Below are 21,440 nucleotides of genomic sequence, written 5' to 3'. Positions count from 1 at the left end.
CTGTTGCGATCAGCGCAAGCCGCCGGGGGCGCCGCGTCGGCGGCGCCCCCGGGCCGGCTACTGCTGCTTGACCTGTGCGACCGCCGCCTGCGGGCGGATCGGGAGGCGGCCGATGGGGCGGCCGGTGGCGGCGCGGACCGCGGATGCCACGGCGGCGGGCGCGGTGACCACGGGGACCGCGCTGGCGGGCTTGGCGCCGAAGGGGGCGACCACATCGCGCTCCTCGACGAGCTTGACGATCCGGATGTCCGGGGCGTCGAGCGCGGTGGGGAGGGCGTAGCCGGTGAGATCGGGGTGGCGGACCTGGCCGCGGGTGGTCCGCAGGTTCTCCATCAGGGCGGCGCCGAGCCCCTGGGTGACGCCGGCCTCGATACGGGCCCGCAGCTGGCGCGGGTTGAGTACCCGGCCCACGTCCTGGGCGACGGTCATCTCCACGACCCGGATGGTGCCCAGCTCGATGTCGACGTCCGCCACGCAACGGATGGCGCAGAAGGCGAGGCCGACGTAGGCGTCGCCCTGGCCGTTCTCGTCCAGCGGCTCGGTGGGGTGCGGCCGGCACTGGGCGGTGGCCCACAGTTCCTTGCCGTCCAGCGCCTCCGCGACGGTCGTGCTGAGCACCCCGTCGTAGGAGGTGATCTTTCCGTCGGTGATCTGCAGCAGCTCGGTGGACATCCCGAACTTGTGCGCCAGCGGCTGCAGCAGCTGCGTACGGACCATCTTCGCGGCGCGTTCGACGGCGCCGCCGGAGACCCAGGTGTGCCGGCCGTGGCAGGCGGGGCCGGCCGGCGGCTGATCGGTGTCGACGGCCGCGACATGCACCTCGTCGAGGCCGAGCGTCTCCTGCACGATCTGCCGTGCCAGGGTGGAGAAGCCGGAGCCGGTCTCCACGGCGGCGCAGATGACCGTGGCCACCGAACCGCTGACCTTGACCGTGGCGGTGGACACCTCGTCGGCGCCCTCCGCGCCGAGCATGTGCACCATGCCCAGGCCGTAGCCGACACCGCGGCGCACCGCGCCCGGCTCGCCCGCGCCCTCGGGGCCGCCCGGCAGCAGCCACTCCGCTTCCGGGGTGTCCTTGGGCAGTTCGGGGAGCGGTGCCTCCTTCACGGCACGCAGCAGCTCGGCGACCGGCGCCGGGCAGGTGACCGTCTGGCCGGTGGGCAGCAGATCGCCGGTGGCCATGACGTTGCGCAGCCGGATCTCGTCCGGCTCCATGCCCAGTTGGGCGGCCAGCTTGTCCATCTGGCCCTCGTACGCGGCGCAGACCTGTAGGGCACCCTCGCCGCGCATGTGCCCGGACGGCGGGTTGTTGGTGCGCACCGCCCAGCCCTCGATGACGGCGTGCGGGACGACGTACGGGCCGCAGGAGAAAGAGACGGCGGCGGCCAGCGCCTCGGCGGAGGTGTCGGCGTAGGCGCCGGCGTCCATGAGGATCTGCGCCTCGACCTTGACCAGCTTGCCCTCGGCGTCCGCGTGGTGGCGGTAGCGCAGCAGGGTGGGGTGGCGGTGGGCGTGCGCGAGGAAGGACTCCTCGCGGGTGGCGGCGAGCTTTACGGGGCAGCCCGTGCGCAGCGCCAGGAGGCCCAGGGAGAGCTGGATGCCGGGGTCCTCGCGGTCGGCGGTGGCGCCGGGGACGCCGGTCACCACGACCTTGACGCGCTCGGGGTCGAGGCCGAAGGAGGCGGCGGCCAGATCGCGGTCGGTGTGCGGGTCGGTGGAGGCGGTGTAGATCTCCACGCCGCCGTCGGGGCGCGGCACCGCGAGCCCGGCCTCGGCCCCGATCGGGGCGGGGTCCTGGCGGCCGATGCGGTAGAGGCCCTCGACCATGACCGCGCCGATCGCCTCGGGGTCGCCGAAGCGCAGCGGGATGTGCCGGATGAGGTTGCCGTCCGGGTGCAACGGCTCGGCCTCGAAGGCGAGTTGCGGGTCGGTGACGGCGTCGAGGATTTCGTACTCGACGGCGATGGCGGCGGCGGCCAGCCGGGCGGTGTCGGGGTGTTCCGCGGCCACCGCGGCGATCGGCTCGCCGTGGTGGCGGACCTCGTCCTTGGCGAAGACCGGGCGGTCGGCGGTGCCACGGCCGTGGCCGGCGTCGCCGGGGACGTCCTCGTGGGTGACGACGACGCGCACGCCCGGCATCTCGGCGGCGTGCTTGGTGTCGATGGACAGGATGCGCGCGCGGGGGTGCGGGGAGCGCAGGACCGCGGCCCACAGCAGCCCCTCGGCCCACAGGTCGGCGGCGTAGGGGAAGGTGCCCTCGGTCTTTGCCGGCGCGTCGGCGGACGGCAGGGAGACGCCCAGGCCGTGCGGCGGCTCGACGGGCACCGGGACGTCGGCCGCGGGCGTCTCGGTGACGGCGCCGTCGGTCGTACCGCTCATGCGGGGCCTCCCGTCTGCGGATCGGCGCCCGGTCCCTCGTGGTGCGCTCCGTGCGTGAGCGGGTCGTGGGGGTGGTGGCCGGAATCCTGGTCGTGCGGAGCGGGGCCGGTGGGGTCGGCGGGGCCCGCCTGGTGGGGGATGAGGACGGTGTCCGCCGGCCCGGAGGCCGCGGCGTCGGCGGCCTCCGCGCGGGCCTTGACGACGTCGTCGACGGCGTCCAGCACACCGCGGTAGCCGGAGCAGCGGCAGAGGTTGCCGCACAGTGCCTTGCGGGTCTCCAGCTCGGTGGGGGCGTGGTTGCCCTCCAGGAGGTCGTGCACGGTCATCGCCATGCCCGGTACGCAGAAGCCGCACTGCACGGCTCCGGAGGCGGCCAGGGCGCGCTGCACGTCGGAGGCGGCGCCGTCCTGGGCCAGTCCCTCGACGGTGCGGACCTCGCTGCCCGCCGCGGTGGCCGCGGGCACCAGGCAGGAGGCGACGAGCCGCCCGTCCACCTGGACGGAGCAGGCTCCGCACTCGCCCTGGGAGCAGCCGTCCTTGGCCCCGGCGAGGCCGAGGCGCTCGCGCAGGACGTAGAGCAGCGATTCGCCGATCCAGGCGTCGGTGACCGGCCGGTCGGTGCCGTTGACGCGCAGGACGTAGGAGGCGGCCGGGTGTTCGTCGTAGGCGTCGAAGACCGGCTCGGCGGCCTCGGCGTACGGGCCGGCCGGCGCGTCGGGCGCGGCGTCCTGGCCGTCCGGGGCGGGGGCGTCCGCGGTGCCCTCGGGGGCGGGGTCACCGGTGCCGGCTGCCGGGGCCGGCTCTTCCGGTGCGGGGGCGGGCGTCTCGGCCTCCGGGCGGGCCGCCGGCTCCTGCTGCGCGCCGGTCTCGGCGGCGTGCGCCTGGGCGTCCGCCACGGGGGCCTCGGCGTGCGCCACCGTCTCGCCGTCGGTGGCCGGGGAGCCGTCGTACGTCTCCTGGGCGCCGTAGGCGGTGCCCGCGCCGTTGCTGTCGCCTGCTGCGAGGGCGAACGCGCCGGACTCGTCGGGCTGTTCGCCGGGGGCCGCCGGGACCGTCCACCGGTCCGCGCCGTGGCCGGTGCCCGGGGCGGCGGATCCGGCGTCGGCGCCGGGTGCCTGCTCGGCGCCGTGGGCGTGCGGGTCGTGCGGGTGCGGCTCGTGGGCGTGCGGCTCGTGGGCGTGCCCTTGGTCGTGCGACGTGCCGTCGTGCGGCGTCCCGTGCTGCGGGGTCTCCGTGGCGGGCGGCCACTGGGCCAACGCGTCGGCCGGCAGCGACCAGTGCCCGGTCGCGCCGCCGGCCCCGTTCGCCGAACCGCCCGCGCCGGCTCCGTACGGGTCGCCGCCCCGGAGGTCACCACTCGTCCCGTTCTCGTGGCCGGACTGTCCGCCGTGCCGCGCGTACGGGTCGTCCACGGGGCCGCCGAACGGATCGTTCGCGGTGCCGCCGTGTGTGGTGTCCCGGGCGTCGCCGTGGTCCTCCGCGGCGCCGTAGCCGTCGCCGGCCGTGCCGCTCGTGGCGGTCAGTCCGGTGGCGAAGTTCCAGTGCCCGGTACGGCCGGTCCCGTTGGTGTCGGCGGCGCCTTCGCCGGCGCCGTACCCACCCGGGTAGCCGCCGTCCTGGTATCCGCCGGCGCCCGGTCCTGCGACGCCGGGGTGGCCCGGATGACCCGAGTAACCCCCGTGCCCGGGAAGCCCGCCGTGTCCCGTCAGGCTCTCGTCACCGACCAGGTACTCGCCGGACTCCTCCTGGCCGTCGTCCGCGGCCGGTACCGACCATGGTCCGCCCGCGGCCTCGGCGCCGCCGGCCACCGGCCACTCCACCCGGTCGCCCCACGGCTGCGCGGCCTCGGGAGCGCCCTGATAGCCCGCGGGGTCCGCGGCGGGGCCCTGGTGGGTGTCGTGGGCCTGCTGTGGGGCGTAGCCGGCGGAGGGGTCGGCGTAACCGGCCGAGGAGTCCGCGAACGGCATCGTCCACTGCCCGGTCGCCGAGGGGTCGGTGCCCGCGCCCGGGATGGGCGGCGTGGAGGCGTACCGGGTGAAGGAGGCGGGCGGGGTGTAGCCGTGGCCGGGCGCGGCGAGCGGATCGGCGCCGGGCGTGCCGTAGCCGGACGTACCGGCCCCGTAGGCCCCGGTGGTGAAGCCCTCCGGGAGCTGCACGAAGGCCGTCGCCTCCGACTCGTACTCGCCGCCCTGCGGCAGCGGCTGCCAGCCCTGATCGGGGTACGGCTGCTGCGGGTTGCGGTGGTCTGCGTCGCTCATGCCGAGCCCTCGCTTCGCTCGGCCTCGCAGTCGCGAGGCGCGCACCTCCAGATGGTTCCCTCACTGCGCTCGCTCATGAGAGCGCCCTCCCCAGTGCACGGCGGGCCAGGGCTGCCACCGTACGGCGCAGGTGCAGGGCCGCCGGCGGCAGGGCCACCGGTTCCGAGCCGTCCTGCGGTGGTGCCGGGTCGGGGATGCAGGCGGCGGCAACGTAGTCACCGAAGGCCGTCAGCGCCTCCGGCACCAGGCCGCGTTCGCCGTCCCAGTCGATGATCGAGGCGACCCACTGCTCGGCCTCCAGCGGGCGCAGCGGCATGGCGGCGACCGCGCCCACGGCGCAGCGCACGCCGCGCCGCGCCGGGTCCATGACCAGCGCCACCGAGGCGGTGGCGCGGCCGGGGCCGGTGCGGCCGGTGGCCTTGAGGAAGGTCTGCGGGGCGTGCAGGAGCGGTACCCGCACGAAGCCGACGAGTTCGCCCGGCCCGAGCATCTCCCGGCCGGCCAGGAGGTGGCTGACCGGGATCTCGCGGCGGGCGCCCTCGGGCCCGGCGATGATCACCGTGGCTTCCAGGGCCGCGAGCACGGGGAGGGTGTCACCCGTAGGGGCGGAGGTGACGATGTTGCCGCCGAGCGTGCCGGCGTTGCGGATCTGTGGCGGGCCGGCCGCGCGGGCGGCGGCGGCCAGGCCCGGGATCAGCGCGGCGAAGTCGGGGCGCCCCATGCGGGCGAGGTTGAGGCCGGCGCCGAGCAGGGCGTGGCCGTCCTGGTACTGCCAGCCGCGGATCTCGCTGATCCGGCCGAGGCCCACCAGGGCCGCGGGTCTGAGGAGTCCGGCGTTGACGGCCGCCATGAGGTCGGTGCCGCCCGCGACGGGCACGGCGGCAGGCATGGCCGTGAGCGCCGCCACCGCCTCGTCGAGCGAGGCCGGCAACGTCACCGTGTGCGACGCGTGCGGTGCGTGCGTGGTCAAGCCAGCTGCCCCTTCCCCGGTTTCCCGGCTGTTCCGCTCCGCCGTACGGTACGTGCTCACAGCCCGGACGTGGCAACTCTGGCACATCTTCCCGGACCCACGACGCGAGGGTCCACGAAGCGACGTTCCGTCCCCGAACGGGCCGCTGGTCCACTTTCGTCCGCTGCGATCGATGTGCGGCGATTGCCGTGGATTGCCGTGCCTTGCGTCGTGGCGGGGCGAACGGGGTGCCTCCGAGGGGTGCTCCTCGCCCGTGTGGCGGTGCGGGGGACCACCGTCCCAGGGTCCGGCCCGACGGGCGCCCTCCTTGCACCATGGCTCACACGTTTGGGGGCGCCCCGTCGATCGGGCGTCCGAGCACACCGGGTCGTTTCTGCCAGGGGTGGGGGCCGCCGGGCGGGCGGTAGTCGACGCCGAGGGCGTCCAACCGGGCGTAATGGGTGGTCATCCGCCGGACGAAGTCGTGGTGGTCGCGCGCGGCCGGCGGCGGCAGCTGCGACCAGGCGACCTCCGCGAGGGCGGTGAGCCGCGGAAAGACCTGATAGTCGACGCGTTGCTGACTGTCCATGACCTCGGTCCAGACGTTGGCCTGGGTGCCCAGGACGCGGGCGGCGTGCTCCCCGGTCAGCTCCGGTGGCACCGGCTCGAAGGCATAGACGTCCTCCAGGGTCCGTACGTAGCCGATCGGCACCGGCTCCTCGGGGGACGCGTGCTGGCGGTGGTCCAGATACACCTGCTGCTCCGGGCACATGACGACGTCGTGGCCCGCGCGGGCGGCGGCGATGCCGCCGGCGTATCCGCGCCAGGAGGAGACGGCGGCGCCGGGGGCGAGGCCGCACTCCGTGGTGTCGCCGCCGGGCGCCGGGCTGCCGCCCTCCAGAATCTCGTCCCAGCCGATCAGGCGCCGGCCGCGGTCGGCGAGCCAGCGGTCGAAGTGCCGGATGAACCAGCTCTGCAACGCGTCCTCGTCGGCCAGCCCCAGCTCGGCGATCCTCGCCCGGGCGGTGGGCGAGGCCCGCCACTGGTCCTTGGGGCACTCGTCGCCGCCGATGTGCACGAACGGCGAGGGGAAGAGCGCCAGGACCTCCTCCAGGACGTGCTCGTAGAAGCGGAGGGTGTGGTCGGTGGGGGCGAGGACGTTCGGGTTGACGCCCCAGGTGTCCCAGACCTTGAGCGCGGTGGTGTCGAGGACGTCGGTGTTGCCGAGTTCGGGATACGCGGCGATCGCGGCCTGCGAGTGGCCGGGGATGTCGATCTCGGGGACGACGGTGATGTGCCGCGCTGCGGCGTGGGCGACGATCTCGCGGAGGTCGTCCTGGGTGTAGAAGCCGCCGTGCGGGCGCTCGTCCCAGAGCGGTGAGGCCCGGTGGCCGAGCTTGGTGCGCTCCCGCCACCCGCCGATCTCGGTCAGCGCGGGGTAGCGCGGGATCTCGATGCGCCAGCCCTGGTCGTCGGTCAGGTGCAGGTGCAGGACGTTGAGTTTGTGCGCGGCGAGCAGGTCGAGGTAGCGCAGCACCCCGTCCTTGGGCATGAAGTGCCGGGCGACGTCGAGCATCATGCCGCGCCAGGCGAAGCGGGGGGCGTCCTCGATCCGCAGCGCGGGCAGCGGCCACTTCCGCTGCCCGCCGTCGACGGGCGCGCGCCGGAAGGCGGCGGGGCCCAGCAGCTGGCGGAGTGTCTGGGCACCCCAGAACAGCCCGGTCCCGGTGCCGGCCTCGATGAGGACGCCCGGGCCTTCGGTGACGAGCCGGTAGCCCTCCGGCCCGAGCTGCGCCCCGGTCTCGGGCGACAGGCGCAGCACGACGCGGTTCTCCGCGGCCGCGTACGGCGGCAGCGGCAGGCCGGTGGCCGCGCCGATCGTGGCGCGCAGCCACTGCGCGACGTCCTCCGTCCCGGGCGACGCCTCGATCTCGGTGTCCGCGTCCAGGACGCAGCCTCCGCCGTTCGCCGGCCGGATGGTGCGGGGCAGCGGGATCAGGTCGGTCAGCACATCGGTCACGACATCAGTCCTTCACCGCGCCGCCGAGGCCCGAAACCAGCCGGCGCTGTACGAGTACGAAGAAGATCAGCACGGGGAGGGTCATCACGGTCGAGGCGGCCATGATCCCGCCCCAGTCGTTCTCATCCGGTTTGAAGAAGACCAGCAGCGCCATGGGGAGGGTGGAGTTCTCGGTGGCGCTGATGATGAAGGACTTCGCGAACAGGAAGTCGTTCCAGGTGGAGATGAAGGAGAAGACGCTGGTCGCGACGAGGCCGGGGAGGACGAGCGGGAAGAGGATCTGCCACAGGAAGCGGGTGCGGCTCGCGCCGTCCAGGCAGGCGGCCTCCTCCAGGGCCTCCGGGACTGCCCGGACGAAGCCGCGCAGCATCCAGATCGCGAAGGGGAGGGAGAAGGCGAGGTGCGGCAGGATCAGTGAGCCGAGGGTGTTCAGGCCGATGCCGGGGACGACGTGGCCGGCGTCCCGCAGCAGGAAGAACAGCGGGATGGTGAGCGCTTCGACGGGCACCATCTGTGCGATCAGGAACATGATCAGCAGGGTCGTGCGGAACCGGAAGCGGAACCGGGTGACGGCGGTGGCGGCGAGGAACGCGATCAGCGCCGACGCGACGACCACGACACCGGCGACGAACAGGCTGTTGAGGAAGTAGCGGCCGAAATCCTGCTGTTGGAAGACCCGCCGGAAGGCGTCCAGGGACGGTTGCAGGGTCCAGGGCCGCGGCGCCGTGGACTGCACCTCGCCGGCCGGCTTGAAGGCGGAGAGCACCATCCAGTAGAGGGGGAAGGCGACGGCCGCGGCGATGAGCAGCGCGCCGCCCTCCGCGGCCAACCGCCAGGGCCGGCGCGGCCGGCGGCCGGCCAGGGTTCGCGGACGGCTCACAGTTCCTCCCCCTGGCGGCGTATCAGCCGCAGATAGCCGAGCGTGACGGCGAGCAGAATCAGCAGCATCACGACGCCGATGGCCGAGCCGAGGCTGTACTGCGAGGACGCGAACGCCTTCTGGTAGGCGTAGACGTTCAGCACGAGGTTCGCTCTCGCGATGCCGCCGCCGTTGGTCATGACGTAGATCTGGGTGAAGACCTTGAAGTCCCAGATCACCGACTGGATGGTGACGACGACGAGAATCGGCCGCAGCATCGGGGCGAGCACGCTGCGCCAGATCCGCCACTGCGAGGCGCCGTCGAGCGCCGCGGCTTCCAGCACTTCCCCCGGTACGGCGCGGATGGCGGCGTAGACGGTCACCATCACGAACGGGAAGGAGCACCAGATGACTTCGAGCAGGACCAGGGCGAAGGCGCTGTAGCGGTCGTAGGTCCAGGAGTAGTCCTCGAAGCCGGTCAGGCCCAGCGCCACCAGGACCTTGTTCACCGGCCCGAAGTCGGGGTCGAAGAGGAACACGAAGACGGTGGAGCCGGTGATGGCGGGGGTCGCCCAGGCGCCGAGCCCGGCGAGCATCAGCGCGAGCCGGGGCAGCGCGCGGATGCGGGTGAGCAGCACGGCGAGCGCGCAGCCCAGCGTGACGGTGGAGAGCACGCAGGCCGCGGCGAACAGCACGGTCGCCAGCAGCACCCGCCAGAACTCGCCGTCGCCGAACAGCTCCGCGTAGTTCCCCAGGCCCTGGAAGGTGGTCGGCTCGCCGCCGGTGACCTGGGCCTGGGTGTATTCGAGGAAGGAGATCAGGCCGAGTTGGTAGACGGGGTACACCAGCAGGCCGCCGAGGACGACCAGGGCGGGGGCGAGATACAGCCAGGGTGTCCAGCCGTCGCGACGGCTGCCCGTGCGTGCGGTGCTCACTTCCGGAAGGCCTCGTCCATCTTGCGGGCGGCCGCGTCGGCGGCGGCGTCCACGTCCTTCCGGCCGCTGACGATCTCCTGGAACATCGTCGGCAGCACCAGCGAGGAGTCGATCTCGCCCCAGCCGGGCGCGGCGGGGACGAACTTGGCGCCGGCGTCGAGGGTCTTGACGAAGGGGGCGACGTAGGGCTTGCGCCGCGCGGCCTCGGCGCGCACGTCGCGGTACGTCGGCAGGAAGCCCATCGCGTCGAACAGCCGCCGCTGGGTCTTCTTGCCCGCCAGTTCCTTCATCAGGCCGACGGCGAGGGTGCGGTGGCCGCTGCTGTTGAGGACGCCGATGTTGTTGCCGCCCGCGAACGCCGGGGCGATGCGGCCCTTGGTGAGGCCCGGCAGCGGCACCACGGCGTACTTGCCCTTGACCTTGCTGTCCTCGACGGCCTGGTGGTTGAAGTCGCCGCCGATGGCCATGGCGGCCTTGCCCGAGGCGAAGGCGGTGACGGTGTCGTTGCCGCCCATGTCGGCGCACTTGGCGGCCGGGCAGTTGTCGTCGCCGAACAGCCCGGTGTAGGCGGCGATGCCCTTCTTGGCCGCGGCGCTGTCGAGGGCGGCGGTGTAGGTGCCGCCCTTGTCGGTGGCGAGTTCACCGCCGGCCGCCCAGAGGAATGGCAGCGCGCCGTAGGTGTACGCGCCGCCCACCGCGAGGCCGTAGAGCTCCGGACGCTCCTTGCGGATCTTCTTGGCGGCGGCGACGACCTCGGCCTGCGTGGTGGGGACGCCGATGCCGAGGTCCTTGAACACATCGGTGCGGTAGTACAGCGCGCGGACGCCGACGAACAGCGGCGCCCCGTAGACCTTCCCGTCCACGGTCACCGACTGCTTGGCCGTGGCGTCGGTGTCCTCGGCCTCCGGCCAGGCGCCGAACTCCCGGGTGATGTCGGCCAGTCCGCCGTCCTTGACGTACCCGGCGGTGTCGGTGTTGCCGTACTCGATCACATCGGGCGCGCTGTCGGGGTCGTTGAAGGCGGCCTTGATCCGCTGCGCGCGGGTGTCGACGGGTATGTAGTCGACATCGACCTCGACGCCCTCGTGGCCGGCCGTGAACGCCGACACCGCCTGCCGCACCGCCCGCTCCTTGGGGGCGTTGTTGACCTCCTGGAAGAGCCAGACCCGCAGCGTGCCGGTCTTCGCGTCCCCCTTGGCGCCGGTGTCGGCGGTGGACGGCGCGCAGGCGGTGGCGGTCAGGGAGGCGAGGACAACGGACGCGGTGGCGGCGGCGATGCGGGCAGGGAGCTGCATGGAAGGACCCTCCGAGGCATGGTTGCAACATGCGCAACGAGCGTTTCGCGCTGAGCAATTGCCGGAAGATTAAGCGCGGCGGCAGGGCCTCACAAGGGCTCCTCAGTGGTCTCAACCACTCCGTGACCATCGGCTCCGCGCGGAGGGTGGCGGGCGGCCGGACGACACCCCATCAGGGGTACGTATTCGGGCGGAAATCGCCCGATGGGGCGACGGCGGAGCCACGCACGGACGCGACGGGGGCACGGACGGGAACACGGACCGCGGCGGGAACGACGAAGGGCCCGGGTCCATGAGGACCCGGGCCCGTGCCCGCGGGGGGGGAGGTGGCCCGCGCAGCCATCAGCTGCGTCGAGCCGTTGGTGCACTCGTGCTCGGCGGCCGGCTACGGCTACTTCTTGCCGCCGTCCTTACCGCCCTTGTCCTTGTCGCCACCGGCGCCCATGGACTCGAAGATCTCCTTGCACATGGGACAGACCGGGTACTTCTTGGGGTCGCGCCCCGGGACCCAGACCTTGCCGCACAGTGCGACGACGGGAGTGCCGTCGAGCGCACTCGCCATGATCTTGTCCTTCTGGACGTAGTGGGCGAAGCGCTCGTGGTCGCCGTCGCCGTGCGACACCTGCGGCGTCGGCTCTACGAGGGTCCCCGTACCTGCCCCGCGCTCGGGCTCAACAGTGCTCATAACTGCCAAGGGTACTCACGCGCGCCGAAACCGGGGAGCCTCGGCCCGCCGCTGTCCACGGGCCCGCTCCCCGGCCGCCGACGCACCGCACCCGACCGCCGTCCGCGGCCCGCCCCTCGCCCGCCGCCGTCAGGACGCGACGGGCATGGCGCCCCGGTCGCCGGCGGTCAGCCCCAGCTCGGCGGCGAAGGCCAGCGCGGCCTGCGGGCGGACCTCGTACCAGGAGTCCCGGTCGGCGACCGTGTCCAGGAGCGCGGCGATCTCCGCGGCACCGACCGAGCAGGTCTCGGCGGCGGCGAGGAAGGCCCGGACGGCCCTGACGGCCTCGATGGGCTCGACGTCCGCCTCCGTCCACGCCACGAGATCGTCGACGACCCGCTCGATCGCGGCATCGCCGGTGCCGGCCCAGCTCACGGCCATCTCCAGGCCGTCGTCGATCATCGTCGCGGGGTAGGGCGCACGGCCCCAGGCGCCGTCCTGCCACCAGTAGACGAAGCCGAAGAGATTGCCCTCGGCCTCGTGGCGCAGCTGCTTCCAGGGCAGCCAGTCGGGCCCGCAGGCCAGGAAATCGATCTGCCGGCCCCTGCTGTGGGTGTAGCTGCCGTCGGAGTCCTGGCCACACAGCAGCGCACGGCCGTCCTCGAACAGCCGCAGGCGCCACCAGTAGCTGCCGCCGCCGTTCCAGCACTGGAGCCCGGCCGGGCCCCAGGTGAACTCGTCCCGGTCGTCCATGGCGGCCGATACGACGGCCAGCGTCGCGGCCCGCGCCCACAGCAGACGCGGATGGTCCAGATCCTCGGGCACACCCGGCCTGTGCATGAGGCTCCCCGTTTCGTCCCGCGCGGGCCCGCCGTCGCGTCCGCGCACCTCCCCTGACTCTCGAACCCTAGCGACGGGGACTGACAATTCCCCATGATGAAGCCGTAACAAGCTGCCCGCGGGGAGGGTCAGTTCAGCGAGGGGTCGTCCGGGTACGTGGCGACCATGGCGAGCTCGTTGCGCTGTCGCCGCAGTACCGCCCGCCACAGCCCTTCCGGGGCGGGCGAGGAGACGTCGCCCGGCTCGGACTCGACGACGTACCACGCGCCCTCGACCAGCTCCTCCTCCAGCTGGCCGGGACCCCAGCCCGCGTACCCGGCGAAGATCCGCAGGCTGCCGAGCACCGCGGCGAGCAGTTCGGGAGGCGCCTCCAGATCGACCAGCCCGATCGCGCCGTGCACCCGCCGCCAGCCCAGCGGCTCGTCGCCGGGCGGCACGCTCTCCGCCGCGTCCGCGCTCGGAGTGGCGCCGGCCACCTCCGCGTCGGCCCCGCCGGGCAGCGCGCCGCTCTCCACGGGCGGCACGCCGCCCTCCTTGGGCAGCCCGCCGGGGACCACCGCCACCCCGAGCGCGGAGTCCAGCGAGACCGGTCCACCCTGGAAGACGACGCCCGGCTCGCCGGCCAGCGCGGCCCAGGGCGCGAGGATGTCCCCGACGCCGACCGGCGTCGGGCGGTTGAGGACCACGCCGAGGGAGCCTTCCTCGTCGTGATCGAGGAGGAGCACCACCGCGCGGTCGAAGTTCGGGTCGGCGAGCGCGGGCGTGGCGACGAGCAGCCGGCCTGTGAGCGAGGACACCTCGGTCATGGCCACATGATCCCGCACATCGGGCCGGAGCGGGGAGTCAACGGGCGGACCCGTGCGAGTGCAGGGCAGGGCGTACGGCGGCAGTACCGGCGCACGTGACACACCCGGGCTGCACATTCAAGACAATTAATGCATTTTCAGCCAAATGGCGATTACGGATCAAAGCCTGATCGTAGCGGAGCGTGTTGTGACAAAGCCATTACATGCCTGAAGCACGCACACCTCTACGGAGACGCCCTCCGGCGCCCTTACCATTTCTCATTGGCCCTGCCCGTCTCCAGGAACGCGAGATCCATGACCGTCTCTACTGACGACGTACTGCTTGTCCACGGCGGCACCCCGCTCGACGGCGAGATCCGGGTTCGCGGTGCGAAGAACCTTGTGCCCAAGGCCATGGTCGCCGCCCTCCTGGGCAGCGGTCCCAGCCGGCTGCGCAACGTGCCCGACATCCGCGACGTCCGCGTCGTACGCGGGCTGCTGCAGCTGCACGGCGTCACGGTGCGCCCGGGCGACGATCCGGGCGAGCTGATCCTCGACCCGTCGCACGTGGAGAGCGCGAACGTCGCCGACATCGACGCGCACGCCGGCTCCTCACGGATCCCGATCCTCTTCTGCGGCCCCCTGCTGCACCGGCTGGGCCACGCCTTCATCCCGGGCCTGGGCGGCTGCGACATCGGCGGCCGGCCGGTCGACTTCCACTTCGACGTGCTCCGCCAGTTCGGCGCGACGATCGAGAAGCGCGCCGACGGTCAGTACCTGGAGGCCCCGCAGCGGCTGCGCGGCACCAAGATCCGGCTGCCGTACCCGTCGGTCGGCTCGACCGAGCAGGTGCTGCTGACGGCCGTCCTGGCGGAGGGCGTCACCGAGCTGTCGAACGCCGCCGTGGAGCCGGAGATCGAGGACCTCATCTGCGTACTGCAGAAGATGGGCGCGATCATCTCCATGGACACCGACCGGACCATCCGGATCACCGGTGTCGACAAGCTCGACGGCTACAACCACCGCGCCCTCCCGGACCGCCTGGAGGCCGCCTCCTGGGCGTCCGCCGCGCTGGCCACCGAGGGCAACATCTACGTCCGCGGCGCCCAGCAGCGGTCGATGATGACCTTCCTGAACACCTTCCGCAGGGTCGGCGGCGCCTTCGAGATCGACGACGAGGGCATCCGCTTCTGGCATCCGGGCGGCTCGCTCAACGCCATCGCCCTGGAGACCGACGTCCACCCCGGCTTCCAGACCGACTGGCAGCAGCCGCTGGTCGTCGCGCTGACCCAGGCCTCGGGCCTGTCCATCGTGCACGAGACGGTGTACGAGTCCCGGCTCGGCTTCACCTCCGCGCTGAACCAGATGGGCGCGCACATCCAGCTCTACCGCGAGTGCCTGGGCGGCTCCGCCTGCCGCTTCGGCCAGCGCAACTTCCTGCACTCCGCGGTCGTCTCAGGGCCCACCAAGCTCCAGGGCTCCGACCTGGTCATCCCCGACCTGCGCGGCGGCTTCTCGTACCTGATCGCGGCGCTGGCCGCGCAGGGCACCTCCCGGGTGCACGGCATCGACCTGATCAACCGCGGCTACGAGAACTTCATGGAGAAGCTCGTCAGCCTCGGTGCGCACGTCGAGCTGCCGAACGGCGCGCTGAGCGACTGACCTGCCGCGCCCGCCGCACGACACGCCGAAGGGCGGCCACCCGGTCCGGGTGGCCGCCCTTCGTGCTTCGTCAGCCGGCCCGCTCGGCCACCAGCACCGGGTTGTCGTGCGGGGTGAGCGTGCAGGGCGTGCCCGCCGTCAGGTCACCGGCCTCCCAGCTGGGCAGGTCGGCCTTGATCCGGAGCCCGGCCGCGGTGGTCAGGTGCAGGCGGGTGGTGGCGCCGAGGAAGGTCGCCACCCGTACGGTCGCGGGCGCCCCCTGCGCGCCCGCGACCGTACCGGCGGCGACGGCGAGGCCCTCGGGCCGCACCAGCACGTCGACCTCGCCGCCCTCGGCGCACGCGTCCGGCACGGTCCCGTGGACCGGCAGGCGGCGGCCGAACAGCTCGACCGTCGCGCCCGCGCGCAGCGTGCCCGGCAGCCGGTTCATGGTCCCGACGAACTCCGCGACGAACGGCGTGGCCGGCCGCTCGTACAACTCCGCGGGGGCGGCGCACTGTTCGAGCCGTCCGTTGTTCATCACCGCGACGCGGTCCGCCATGGACAGCGCCTCCTCCTGGTCGTGGGTGACGAAGACGGTGGTGATGCCGAGTTCGAGCTGGATGCGGCGGATCTCCTCACGGAGGGTGAGTCGCACCTTGGCGTCGAGCGCGGACAGCGGCTCGTCGAGCAGCAGGACCCGCGGGCGGGCGGCCAGCGCGCGGGCGAGCGCCACGCGCTGCTGCTGGCCGCCGGAGAGCTGGTGCGGGTAGTGGCCCTCGCGGCCGGGCAGGCCGACCAGTTCCAGCAACTCGGCCGCCCGCGCGTCCCGTTCCGCGGCGGGGGCCTTTCGGACCCGCAGGCCGTAGCCGACGTTCTGGGCGGCGGTCATGTTCGGGAAGAGACTGTAGGACTGGAAGACCATGCCGATGTCGCGGCGGTGCGCGGCGATCCGGGTGACGTCCTTGCCGTCCATGGTCAGCGCGCCGCTGTCGGCGGTCTCGAAGCCCGCGATGATGCGCAGCGCGGTGGTCTTGCCGCAACCGGAGGGGCCGAGCAGGGCGACCAGCTCGCCGGGGGCGATGTCCAGGTCCAGGCCGTCCAGCGCGGTGGTGGCGCCGAACCGGCGGCGCAGTCCCTTGAGCTGGACGGGTACGCCCGCCGCCGGGGCGCTCGCCGGGGTCACACTCTCTACGGACACACTCATGACGTCTTCCTTTGCTTGCGCGTGCGGCCGCGCCGGCCGCCCGCCAAGGTGGTGAGCAGGAGCAGCAGGCCCCACGTGATGAAGAGGCTCAACATCGCGGCGGCGCCGGCGAGTTCCGCGTCCGCGTCGCCGACCTCGACCATCCAGACGGCGAACGGCCGGTAGCCGAGCACGGAGGCGACGGTGTACTCGCCCAGGACCATCGCCAGGCCCAGTACGGCGCCGCCGACGACGGCGGACCGCAGGTTGGGCACGACGACCCGGGCGAGGGTGGTGAGCCGGCCGGCGCCCAGGCTGCGGGATGCCTCCACCAGCGTCTTGAGGTCGATGGCGCGCAGTCCCGCGTCCAGCGACCGGTAGAGGAACGGCAGCGACATGACGGTGTAGAGCAGGACCAGGACCAGCGGGAAGTTCTCGTCCTGGAGGACCATCAGGGTCTGGTAGAAGGGCGTCCTCGCCAGGTCGGGCGCCCAGGACAGGACCGTGTTGACGCCGGCGACCAGCGCGATCGGCGGGACGACCAACGGCGTCATGCACAGGATCTCGACGACCGGGCGCAGTCGCGGCAGCCGCAGATGGATCACCACCATGGTGGGGACGACCAGCAGCAGGCCCAACGCCACGGTGGCGAGCCCCAGTTCGAGAGAGAGCAGCAGGCTGCCCAGCATGTCGCCGGAGACCAGGTGGTCGGTGTAGACGCCGAGCGAGAAGCCCTTGGTGGGGTCGTCGACGGTGAACCAGAGGGAGGCGGCGACCGGGACGGCGAAGTAGAGCAGGGCGAGGAGAAGGACGGCGAGGCGTCCGTAGGGGCGGCGGCCGCGGCGGGCCGGGGCGCGCTCGCCCGGTGCCGTCTCCTCGGGCGGTGCCACGGGCGCCTGCGCGGCGGTCGTCATCCCAGCCATCGGGCGCTCCTGCGCTGCAGCGGTATCTGTACGGCCATCACCAGCAGCGCGATGACGACCATGTTCAGGCTCATGGCGAGGGCGAGGTTCTCCTGGCCGACCAGCACGTTGCCGGCCAGGGCGTTGGAGATCTGCACGGTGATCAGGGGCACCGAACTGCCGACCATGACGGCGGCGGTGGCGTGCGAGGCGAAGGCGGTGCCGAAGAGCAGGACCGCCCCGCCGAGCAGCGAGGGGGTGAGCACCGGGATGCCGATGTGCCGCCAGAACTGGCCGCGGGTGGCGCCGCAGGACGCGGCGGCCTCCTGCCACTGGGTGCGCAGTCCGTCGAGGGCGGGCAGCACCGTCACCACCATCAGGGGAATCATGAAGTAGAGGTAGGCCAGCACCAGTCCGGCGGTGGTGTAGAGGCTGAAGCCGGTGGCGTCCAGCGACATGAGCCGGGTGAGGGTGCCGGTGGTGCCGAGCGTCGCGACGAAGGCGAAGGCGAGCGGGGCGCCGCTGAAGTTGGCGAGCACTCCGGAGGCGGCCACCACGGCCCGGCGTAGGACGGGCCGCCGCGAGGAGATCACGGCCTGCGCGATGAGCGTGCCGAGGACGGTGGCCAGCAGCGCGCACAGCAAGGAGAGCTGGACGCTGCCGCCGAGGCCGGTGGCGTAGATGCCCTTGAGCGACTGGCGGACGTTGTCGAGGGTGGCGTGGCTCGCGCCGGTGGCCGGGTCGGTGGCGGTGAACGCGCCGTGGACCATGGCGCCGGCCGGCAGCCCGAAGCAGAGGGCGAGGAAGGCGAAGAAGGGGACGACGGCGGGCCAGGCGTGCCCGCCTGCCCGGGGTGGTCGGCGGGCGGCCGGGGCGGGCGCCGCCTCGCCGCCGGCGCTCGGGGTGGGGGTTCGGTCACTCATACGCGGAGGTTTCTCCAGAGGGCGGGAAGCAGGGGCGAGGGGCGGATCACGGGTCAGCCGACGGCCTTGCCCCAGCCCTCGTTGATGGCCACCTTCGCGGCGTCCTCCTGTTCCCCGGTGGGGAATTCGGGGGTGCCGTGGACCTTGGGGAGGCGGGCGGCGGCCGGTGCGTCGGCGGTGCCGTCCTTCGTCATCTCGTCGAGGAGGGCGGGCCGGGAGTAACCCTTGAGCCAGATGTTCTGGCCGGTGGGGCTGTAGAGGAATTCGAGCCAGAGCCGGGCGGCCGCGGGGTGCGGCGCGTACGCGTTGACGCCCTGGTTGTAGTACTGCGCGTAGGCGCCGTCCGAGGGCACCGTGACTTTCCAGTCGACGCCCTTGGCCTTGAGTTCCTTGCTGTAGCCGAGGTTGAGGTAGTCCCAGTCGATGGAGATCGGGGTCTCGCCCTTGCGGATGGTGGCGGGCGAGGACTGGACGGGCACGAAGTTGCCGCGCTTCTTGAGCTTCTTGAAGAAGTCCAGGCCGGGCCCGACGTCGTCGAAGGAGCCGCCGTTGGCGAGTGCGGCGGCGAAGACCGCGGAGAAGGCCGAGGAGGACTCCGCGGGGTTGCCGTTGAGCGCGACCTTGTTCCGGTAGCGGGGCTCCAGCAGTTCGGCGAAGGTGCGCGGGCACTTCTCGACGGCCTTGGCGTCGCAGCCGATCGAGATGTAGCCGCCGTAGTTGTTGAGGTACGAGCCGTCGGCCTGCTTCTGCGTGCGGGGAATGTCCTGCCAGCCACGCACCTTGTACGGCGCGAGCAGCCGCTTGCCGCGGGCGTTGCGCATGAAGGCGGTGCCCAGGTCCAGGGCGTCGACGGCCCGGTCCTGGCCGCGGCGCTTGTCGGCGGCGCCCAGGGCGAGCTGGCTGGTGCCGCCGGGGTTCTCGTTGTGGACCTCGATGCCGTACTTCTTTTCGAAGGTCTTGATCATCTCGCCGTAGTTCGCCCAGTCGGGGGCCAGCGCGTAGACGTTGAGCCTGCCCTCCTTCTTCGCGGCCTTGACCAGCGCGTCCATCCCGCCGAGAGCTGCCGCCGAACGGGCGTTCGCGGCCTTGCCGGTGACGGCCGCCGGGGCATAGCCGCAGCCGGCGGCGGTGGCGGCGGCCAGGGCGACCGCCACCGCGGTCACGGTCCGGCGCCTCGTCGAGGTCGGTTTCTTCGGCCGGGGGTCCGGGGGTCGCCCTCCGGGATGACACAGCACGATGGGTACTCCTGGGTCTTCGGCCGCCAACCTGTATGGACAAGCCGCTAGTCAGTAAGCCTCGGCAAGCTAACAGCAAGGCAACCCCCAAACAAAGCCCTGGGGGCAATAAAACCGCAGGTCATAAGCGTTATGAAAGAATAGGTTTAGAGTCCCGCCAGACGGTAAGACGCATACTCCACCCCTGTCGGGATGCGCGCTACTGTGCGCAGGTGGGATGATCGCCCGCAGGCCCCGGAAAACGCCCGGAAGGCCTTCAGCACCAGGCCGCGAGGAGCCCTGTTGACCCGACGCCACCAGCAGATCGCCGAGACCCTGCGGCGTGCCATCACCGACGGCGCCCACCCCGTGGGCAGCACCCTGCCGTCGGAGAGCGAACTGGCCGCCGCGCACGGCGTCTCACGGGGCACGGTCCGCCAGGCCCTCGCCGCTCTGCTCGCCGAGGGCCTGATCGGCTCCCGCCAGGGCGCCCGGCACATCGTGCTCAGCACGGCGCCCAGCCAGAGCTTCACCGAACTGCGCAGCTTCGCCCAGTGGGCGCGGGCCGGCGGCCACTCCCCCGGCGGCCAGGTCCTGGAAACCGCCCGGGGCGCCGCGGACGGCGAGGAGGCGGCGCTGCTGCAACTCCCGCCGGGCGCGGAGGTGCTGCGGGTGCTGCGCCTGCGCACCCTGGACGGCGAACCGGTACTGCTGGAGCGCACCGTGTACGCGGCCTGGATCGCGGACGCGGTGGAAACCCTGCCGCCCGACTGCGAGTCCGTCACGCAGGCGCTCCTGGAATCCTGCGGCCTGGTCTTCGCGCACGGCGAGCACCACATCGACGCCCTCGCGGCCGGCACCGTGGACGCCCGGGAATTGCGGGTGCGACGGGGCAGCCCGCTGCTGCGCGTACGCCGCACCACGACCACCGCGGAAGGCCGCCCGGTGGAGACCTCGGACGACCGCTACCGCCCCGGCGCGGTGGTCTTCACCGTGCGCAACTCCACCCAGGCCAACCCTCTGGCGCGCACCCCGGCCGATTGACCGGCCGCACCCCGCCTCAGCCCCAGCCCCTCGGGCCCTCACGGCCCCTTCCAGCGAACAGCGAGCCCGCATGCCCCCTCTGCCCGCCGCCACGCTCCCCGCAGCCCTGCTGTGCGACATGGACGGCACTCTCGTCGACACCGAGCACCAGTGGCTGGCGACGGTGGCCGCCTTCCTGCGGGAGCAGGGCGTCCCCGCCGGCGAGGAGGTGCTGACCGCGTTCGCCGGGTCCCCGGTGGACGCGGCCGCCGAGCGCCTGGTGCGCGAGCACGGCGTCGGTATCGGCGTCGCCCGTACGACCGCCCTGCTCGACCGGGAATTCACCGCCCGGGTGGCCGCCGGGGTCACCGTGCAGCCCGGCGCCCTGCGGCTGCTGGACCGGGCCCGCGCGCTGGGCGTGCCGGCCGCTCTGGTCACCGCGTCCGAGCGGCACGTCGCCGATCTGGTGCTGCGCACGCTCGGCGCGGACCGCTTCGCGCTGTCCGTGACCTCCGGCGAGGCGCCGCGCGGCAAGCCGCACCCGGACCCCTATCTGGCCGCCGCGAAGGGCCTGGGCGTCGACCCCGCGGACTGCCTCGCCGTGGAGGACACCCCGACCGGTGCGGCCGCCGCGCTGGCCGCGGGCTGCCGGCTGCTGGCCGTTCCGACCGTGCCGGGCATCACACCCGGCCCCCGTACAGCGGTCGTCGCCTCCCTGGAGGACGTCGACCTGGCCGACTTCCCGTTCACCCGGGCCGCCTGACCCCACCGCGGACCGGCCCCTCCCCCGGGCATGCGAAAGGGCGGCCATCCCTGGAAGGGATGGCCGCCCTTTCGTGCCGTGCTGAGGGGTCTTACTTACCCTTGGCGGCTTCCTTGAGCTTGGAGCCCGCGGAGACCTTCACGCTGTAGCCGGCCGGGATCTGGATCGGGTCGCCGGTCTGCGGGTTGCGCGCGGTGCGAGCGGCACGGTGGGTGCGCTCGAAGGTCAGGAAGCCGGGGATGGTGACCTTCTCGTCGCCCTTGGCGACGACCTCGCCGGTCACCTCGGCGAGGGCGGCCAGAACGGCGTCGGCGTCCTTGCGGGTCACCTCGGCGCGATCGGCCAGAGCGGCCACCAGCTCACTGCGGTTCATGTTTGTACTCCCGTGTTCTTCTTGCCAATGAGGCGTGAGATCGAAGCCGATGCTGCCAGGGCCCTTGGACAGTCCCCGGACCCGGGTCTGCTGACAGACCCTCGCGCCCGAATACGCATCCTGCCCCCACCTGCGGCGGTAAAGCCAATCCGGCACCCTGGAGGGTCACACGAAAAGCGCCACTGCCTCGTAGTGGTGACGTTTCGCACCGTGCCGCTCCGGGCCGGCCCCGCAGGGGTGTGGCCGTTTACTGCCAGCCACCCTATGGGGGCCTTGTGGACGGCATGTCATACGACGCGCCGTACTCAGAGCGCCGTGGCAGCAGTCACAGTCTCGCCTGCCGCCTTGGCCGCCTCCCGGACCGCACCGGCCACCGCGCCCGCAACCTTGTCGTTGAAGACGCTGGGGATGATGTAGTTCGGGTTGACCTC

General features: G+C 72.8%; 18 protein-coding genes. 3 read left to right on the top strand and 15 right to left on the bottom strand.

The genetic code is table 11. The features are described 5' to 3' along the window. Positions 1 to 57: 57 nt before the first annotated feature. From ACH4FH_RS33755 to ACH4FH_RS33710, 10 genes are all read right to left on the bottom strand, one after another. Positions 58 to 2,379 carry a xanthine dehydrogenase family protein molybdopterin-binding subunit gene (locus tag ACH4FH_RS33755; protein ID WP_398559761.1) on the bottom strand — a complete coding sequence of 774 codons (2,322 nt, stop codon included), beginning with the start codon at positions 2,377 to 2,379 and terminating at the stop codon, positions 58 to 60. Further along, a complete protein-coding gene (locus ACH4FH_RS33750; RefSeq protein WP_398559760.1) occupies positions 2,376 to 4,637 on the bottom strand; it encodes a 2Fe-2S iron-sulfur cluster-binding protein in 2,262 nt (753 codons plus the stop codon). The genes ACH4FH_RS33755 and ACH4FH_RS33750 overlap by 4 nt, the downstream gene beginning before the upstream one ends. 73 nt (positions 4,638 to 4,710) lie before the next feature. Then, positions 4,711 to 5,607, bottom strand: coding sequence for an FAD binding domain-containing protein (locus ACH4FH_RS33745; protein WP_393895306.1), 897 nt, complete (start codon positions 5,605 to 5,607; stop codon positions 4,711 to 4,713). A gap of 319 nt (positions 5,608 to 5,926) precedes the next feature. Then, positions 5,927 to 7,606 (bottom strand): beta-N-acetylhexosaminidase, encoded by a 1,680-nt coding sequence (locus ACH4FH_RS33740; protein ID WP_398559759.1) that lies wholly within the window; start codon positions 7,604 to 7,606, stop codon positions 5,927 to 5,929. Between the two features lie 4 nt (positions 7,607 to 7,610). Beyond that, the gene (locus ACH4FH_RS33735; RefSeq protein ID WP_398559758.1) at positions 7,611 to 8,486 is read right to left on the bottom strand and encodes a carbohydrate ABC transporter permease; all 876 of its coding nucleotides are present in this window, start codon (positions 8,484 to 8,486) and stop codon (positions 7,611 to 7,613) included. Next, on the bottom strand, positions 8,483 to 9,400 hold the full coding sequence (locus ACH4FH_RS33730) for a carbohydrate ABC transporter permease (RefSeq protein ID WP_398559757.1): 918 nt from the start codon (positions 9,398 to 9,400) through the stop codon (positions 8,483 to 8,485). Before ACH4FH_RS33730 ends, ACH4FH_RS33735 begins: the two co-directional genes overlap by 4 nt. Then, complete coding sequence (locus ACH4FH_RS33725) at positions 9,397 to 10,695, bottom strand: extracellular solute-binding protein (protein ID WP_398559756.1); 1,299 nt, start codon at positions 10,693 to 10,695, stop codon at positions 9,397 to 9,399. Before ACH4FH_RS33725 ends, ACH4FH_RS33730 begins: the two co-directional genes overlap by 4 nt. Before the next feature lie 391 nt (positions 10,696 to 11,086). Continuing rightward, positions 11,087 to 11,380 (bottom strand): DUF3039 domain-containing protein, encoded by a 294-nt coding sequence (locus tag ACH4FH_RS33720; RefSeq protein WP_078568732.1) that lies wholly within the window; start codon positions 11,378 to 11,380, stop codon positions 11,087 to 11,089. Between the two features lie 129 nt (positions 11,381 to 11,509). Continuing rightward, the gene (locus ACH4FH_RS33715) at positions 11,510 to 12,199 is read right to left on the bottom strand and encodes a hypothetical protein (RefSeq protein ID WP_398559755.1); all 690 of its coding nucleotides are present in this window, start codon (positions 12,197 to 12,199) and stop codon (positions 11,510 to 11,512) included. A gap of 128 nt (positions 12,200 to 12,327) precedes the next feature. Beyond that, entirely contained in the window at positions 12,328 to 13,005 is a 678-nt protein-coding gene (locus ACH4FH_RS33710) for a YqgE/AlgH family protein (protein ID WP_398559754.1), read from the bottom strand. A 294-nt stretch (positions 13,006 to 13,299) separates the two neighbouring features. Between ACH4FH_RS33710 and murA the strand changes: the two genes are divergently transcribed. After that, positions 13,300 to 14,646: a UDP-N-acetylglucosamine 1-carboxyvinyltransferase gene (gene murA, locus ACH4FH_RS33705; protein WP_398559753.1), complete on the top strand. Its 1,347-nt coding sequence runs from the start codon at positions 13,300 to 13,302 to the stop codon at positions 14,644 to 14,646. A gap of 70 nt (positions 14,647 to 14,716) precedes the next feature. On the opposite strand, the gene ACH4FH_RS33700 is transcribed toward murA, so the two are convergent. From ACH4FH_RS33700 to ACH4FH_RS33685, 4 genes are read right to left on the bottom strand one after another with little or no spacing between them, the layout of a single operon-like run. Further along, complete coding sequence (locus tag ACH4FH_RS33700) at positions 14,717 to 15,832, bottom strand: ABC transporter ATP-binding protein (protein ID WP_398559752.1); 1,116 nt, start codon at positions 15,830 to 15,832, stop codon at positions 14,717 to 14,719. Continuing rightward, complete coding sequence (locus ACH4FH_RS33695; RefSeq protein ID WP_398559751.1) at positions 15,829 to 16,734, bottom strand: ABC transporter permease; 906 nt, start codon at positions 16,732 to 16,734, stop codon at positions 15,829 to 15,831. Before ACH4FH_RS33695 ends, ACH4FH_RS33700 begins: the two co-directional genes overlap by 4 nt. Further along, complete coding sequence (locus tag ACH4FH_RS33690; RefSeq protein WP_398559750.1) at positions 16,722 to 17,636, bottom strand: ABC transporter permease; 915 nt, start codon at positions 17,634 to 17,636, stop codon at positions 16,722 to 16,724. The genes ACH4FH_RS33695 and ACH4FH_RS33690 overlap by 13 nt, the downstream gene beginning before the upstream one ends. Positions 17,637 to 17,689: 53 nt before the next feature. Beyond that, complete coding sequence (locus ACH4FH_RS33685; RefSeq protein WP_398559749.1) at positions 17,690 to 18,799, bottom strand: extracellular solute-binding protein; 1,110 nt, start codon at positions 18,797 to 18,799, stop codon at positions 17,690 to 17,692. Positions 18,800 to 19,153: 354 nt separating this feature from the next. On the opposite strand from ACH4FH_RS33685, the gene ACH4FH_RS33680 reads away from it, so the two are divergent. Both ACH4FH_RS33680 and ACH4FH_RS33675 read left to right on the top strand, forming a co-directional pair. Continuing rightward, a complete protein-coding gene (locus ACH4FH_RS33680; protein ID WP_398559748.1) occupies positions 19,154 to 19,894 on the top strand; it encodes a GntR family transcriptional regulator in 741 nt (246 codons plus the stop codon). A gap of 70 nt (positions 19,895 to 19,964) precedes the next feature. Next, positions 19,965 to 20,636, top strand: a complete 672-nt coding sequence (locus ACH4FH_RS33675; RefSeq protein WP_398559747.1) for an HAD family hydrolase — start codon at positions 19,965 to 19,967, stop codon at positions 20,634 to 20,636. A 91-nt stretch (positions 20,637 to 20,727) separates the two neighbouring features. On the opposite strand, the gene ACH4FH_RS33670 is transcribed toward ACH4FH_RS33675, so the two are convergent. After that, positions 20,728 to 21,009, bottom strand: coding sequence for an HU family DNA-binding protein (locus ACH4FH_RS33670; protein WP_006605312.1), 282 nt, complete (start codon positions 21,007 to 21,009; stop codon positions 20,728 to 20,730). Positions 21,010 to 21,440 lie beyond the last annotated feature (431 nt).

This window comes from Streptomyces sp. NPDC017993 (assembly GCF_044328065.1).
Lineage (GTDB): Bacteria > Actinomycetota > Actinomycetes > Streptomycetales > Streptomycetaceae > Streptomyces.
Note: the sequence above shows the minus strand (reverse complement) of the source record. Positions and strands in the feature narration are given on the sequence as shown.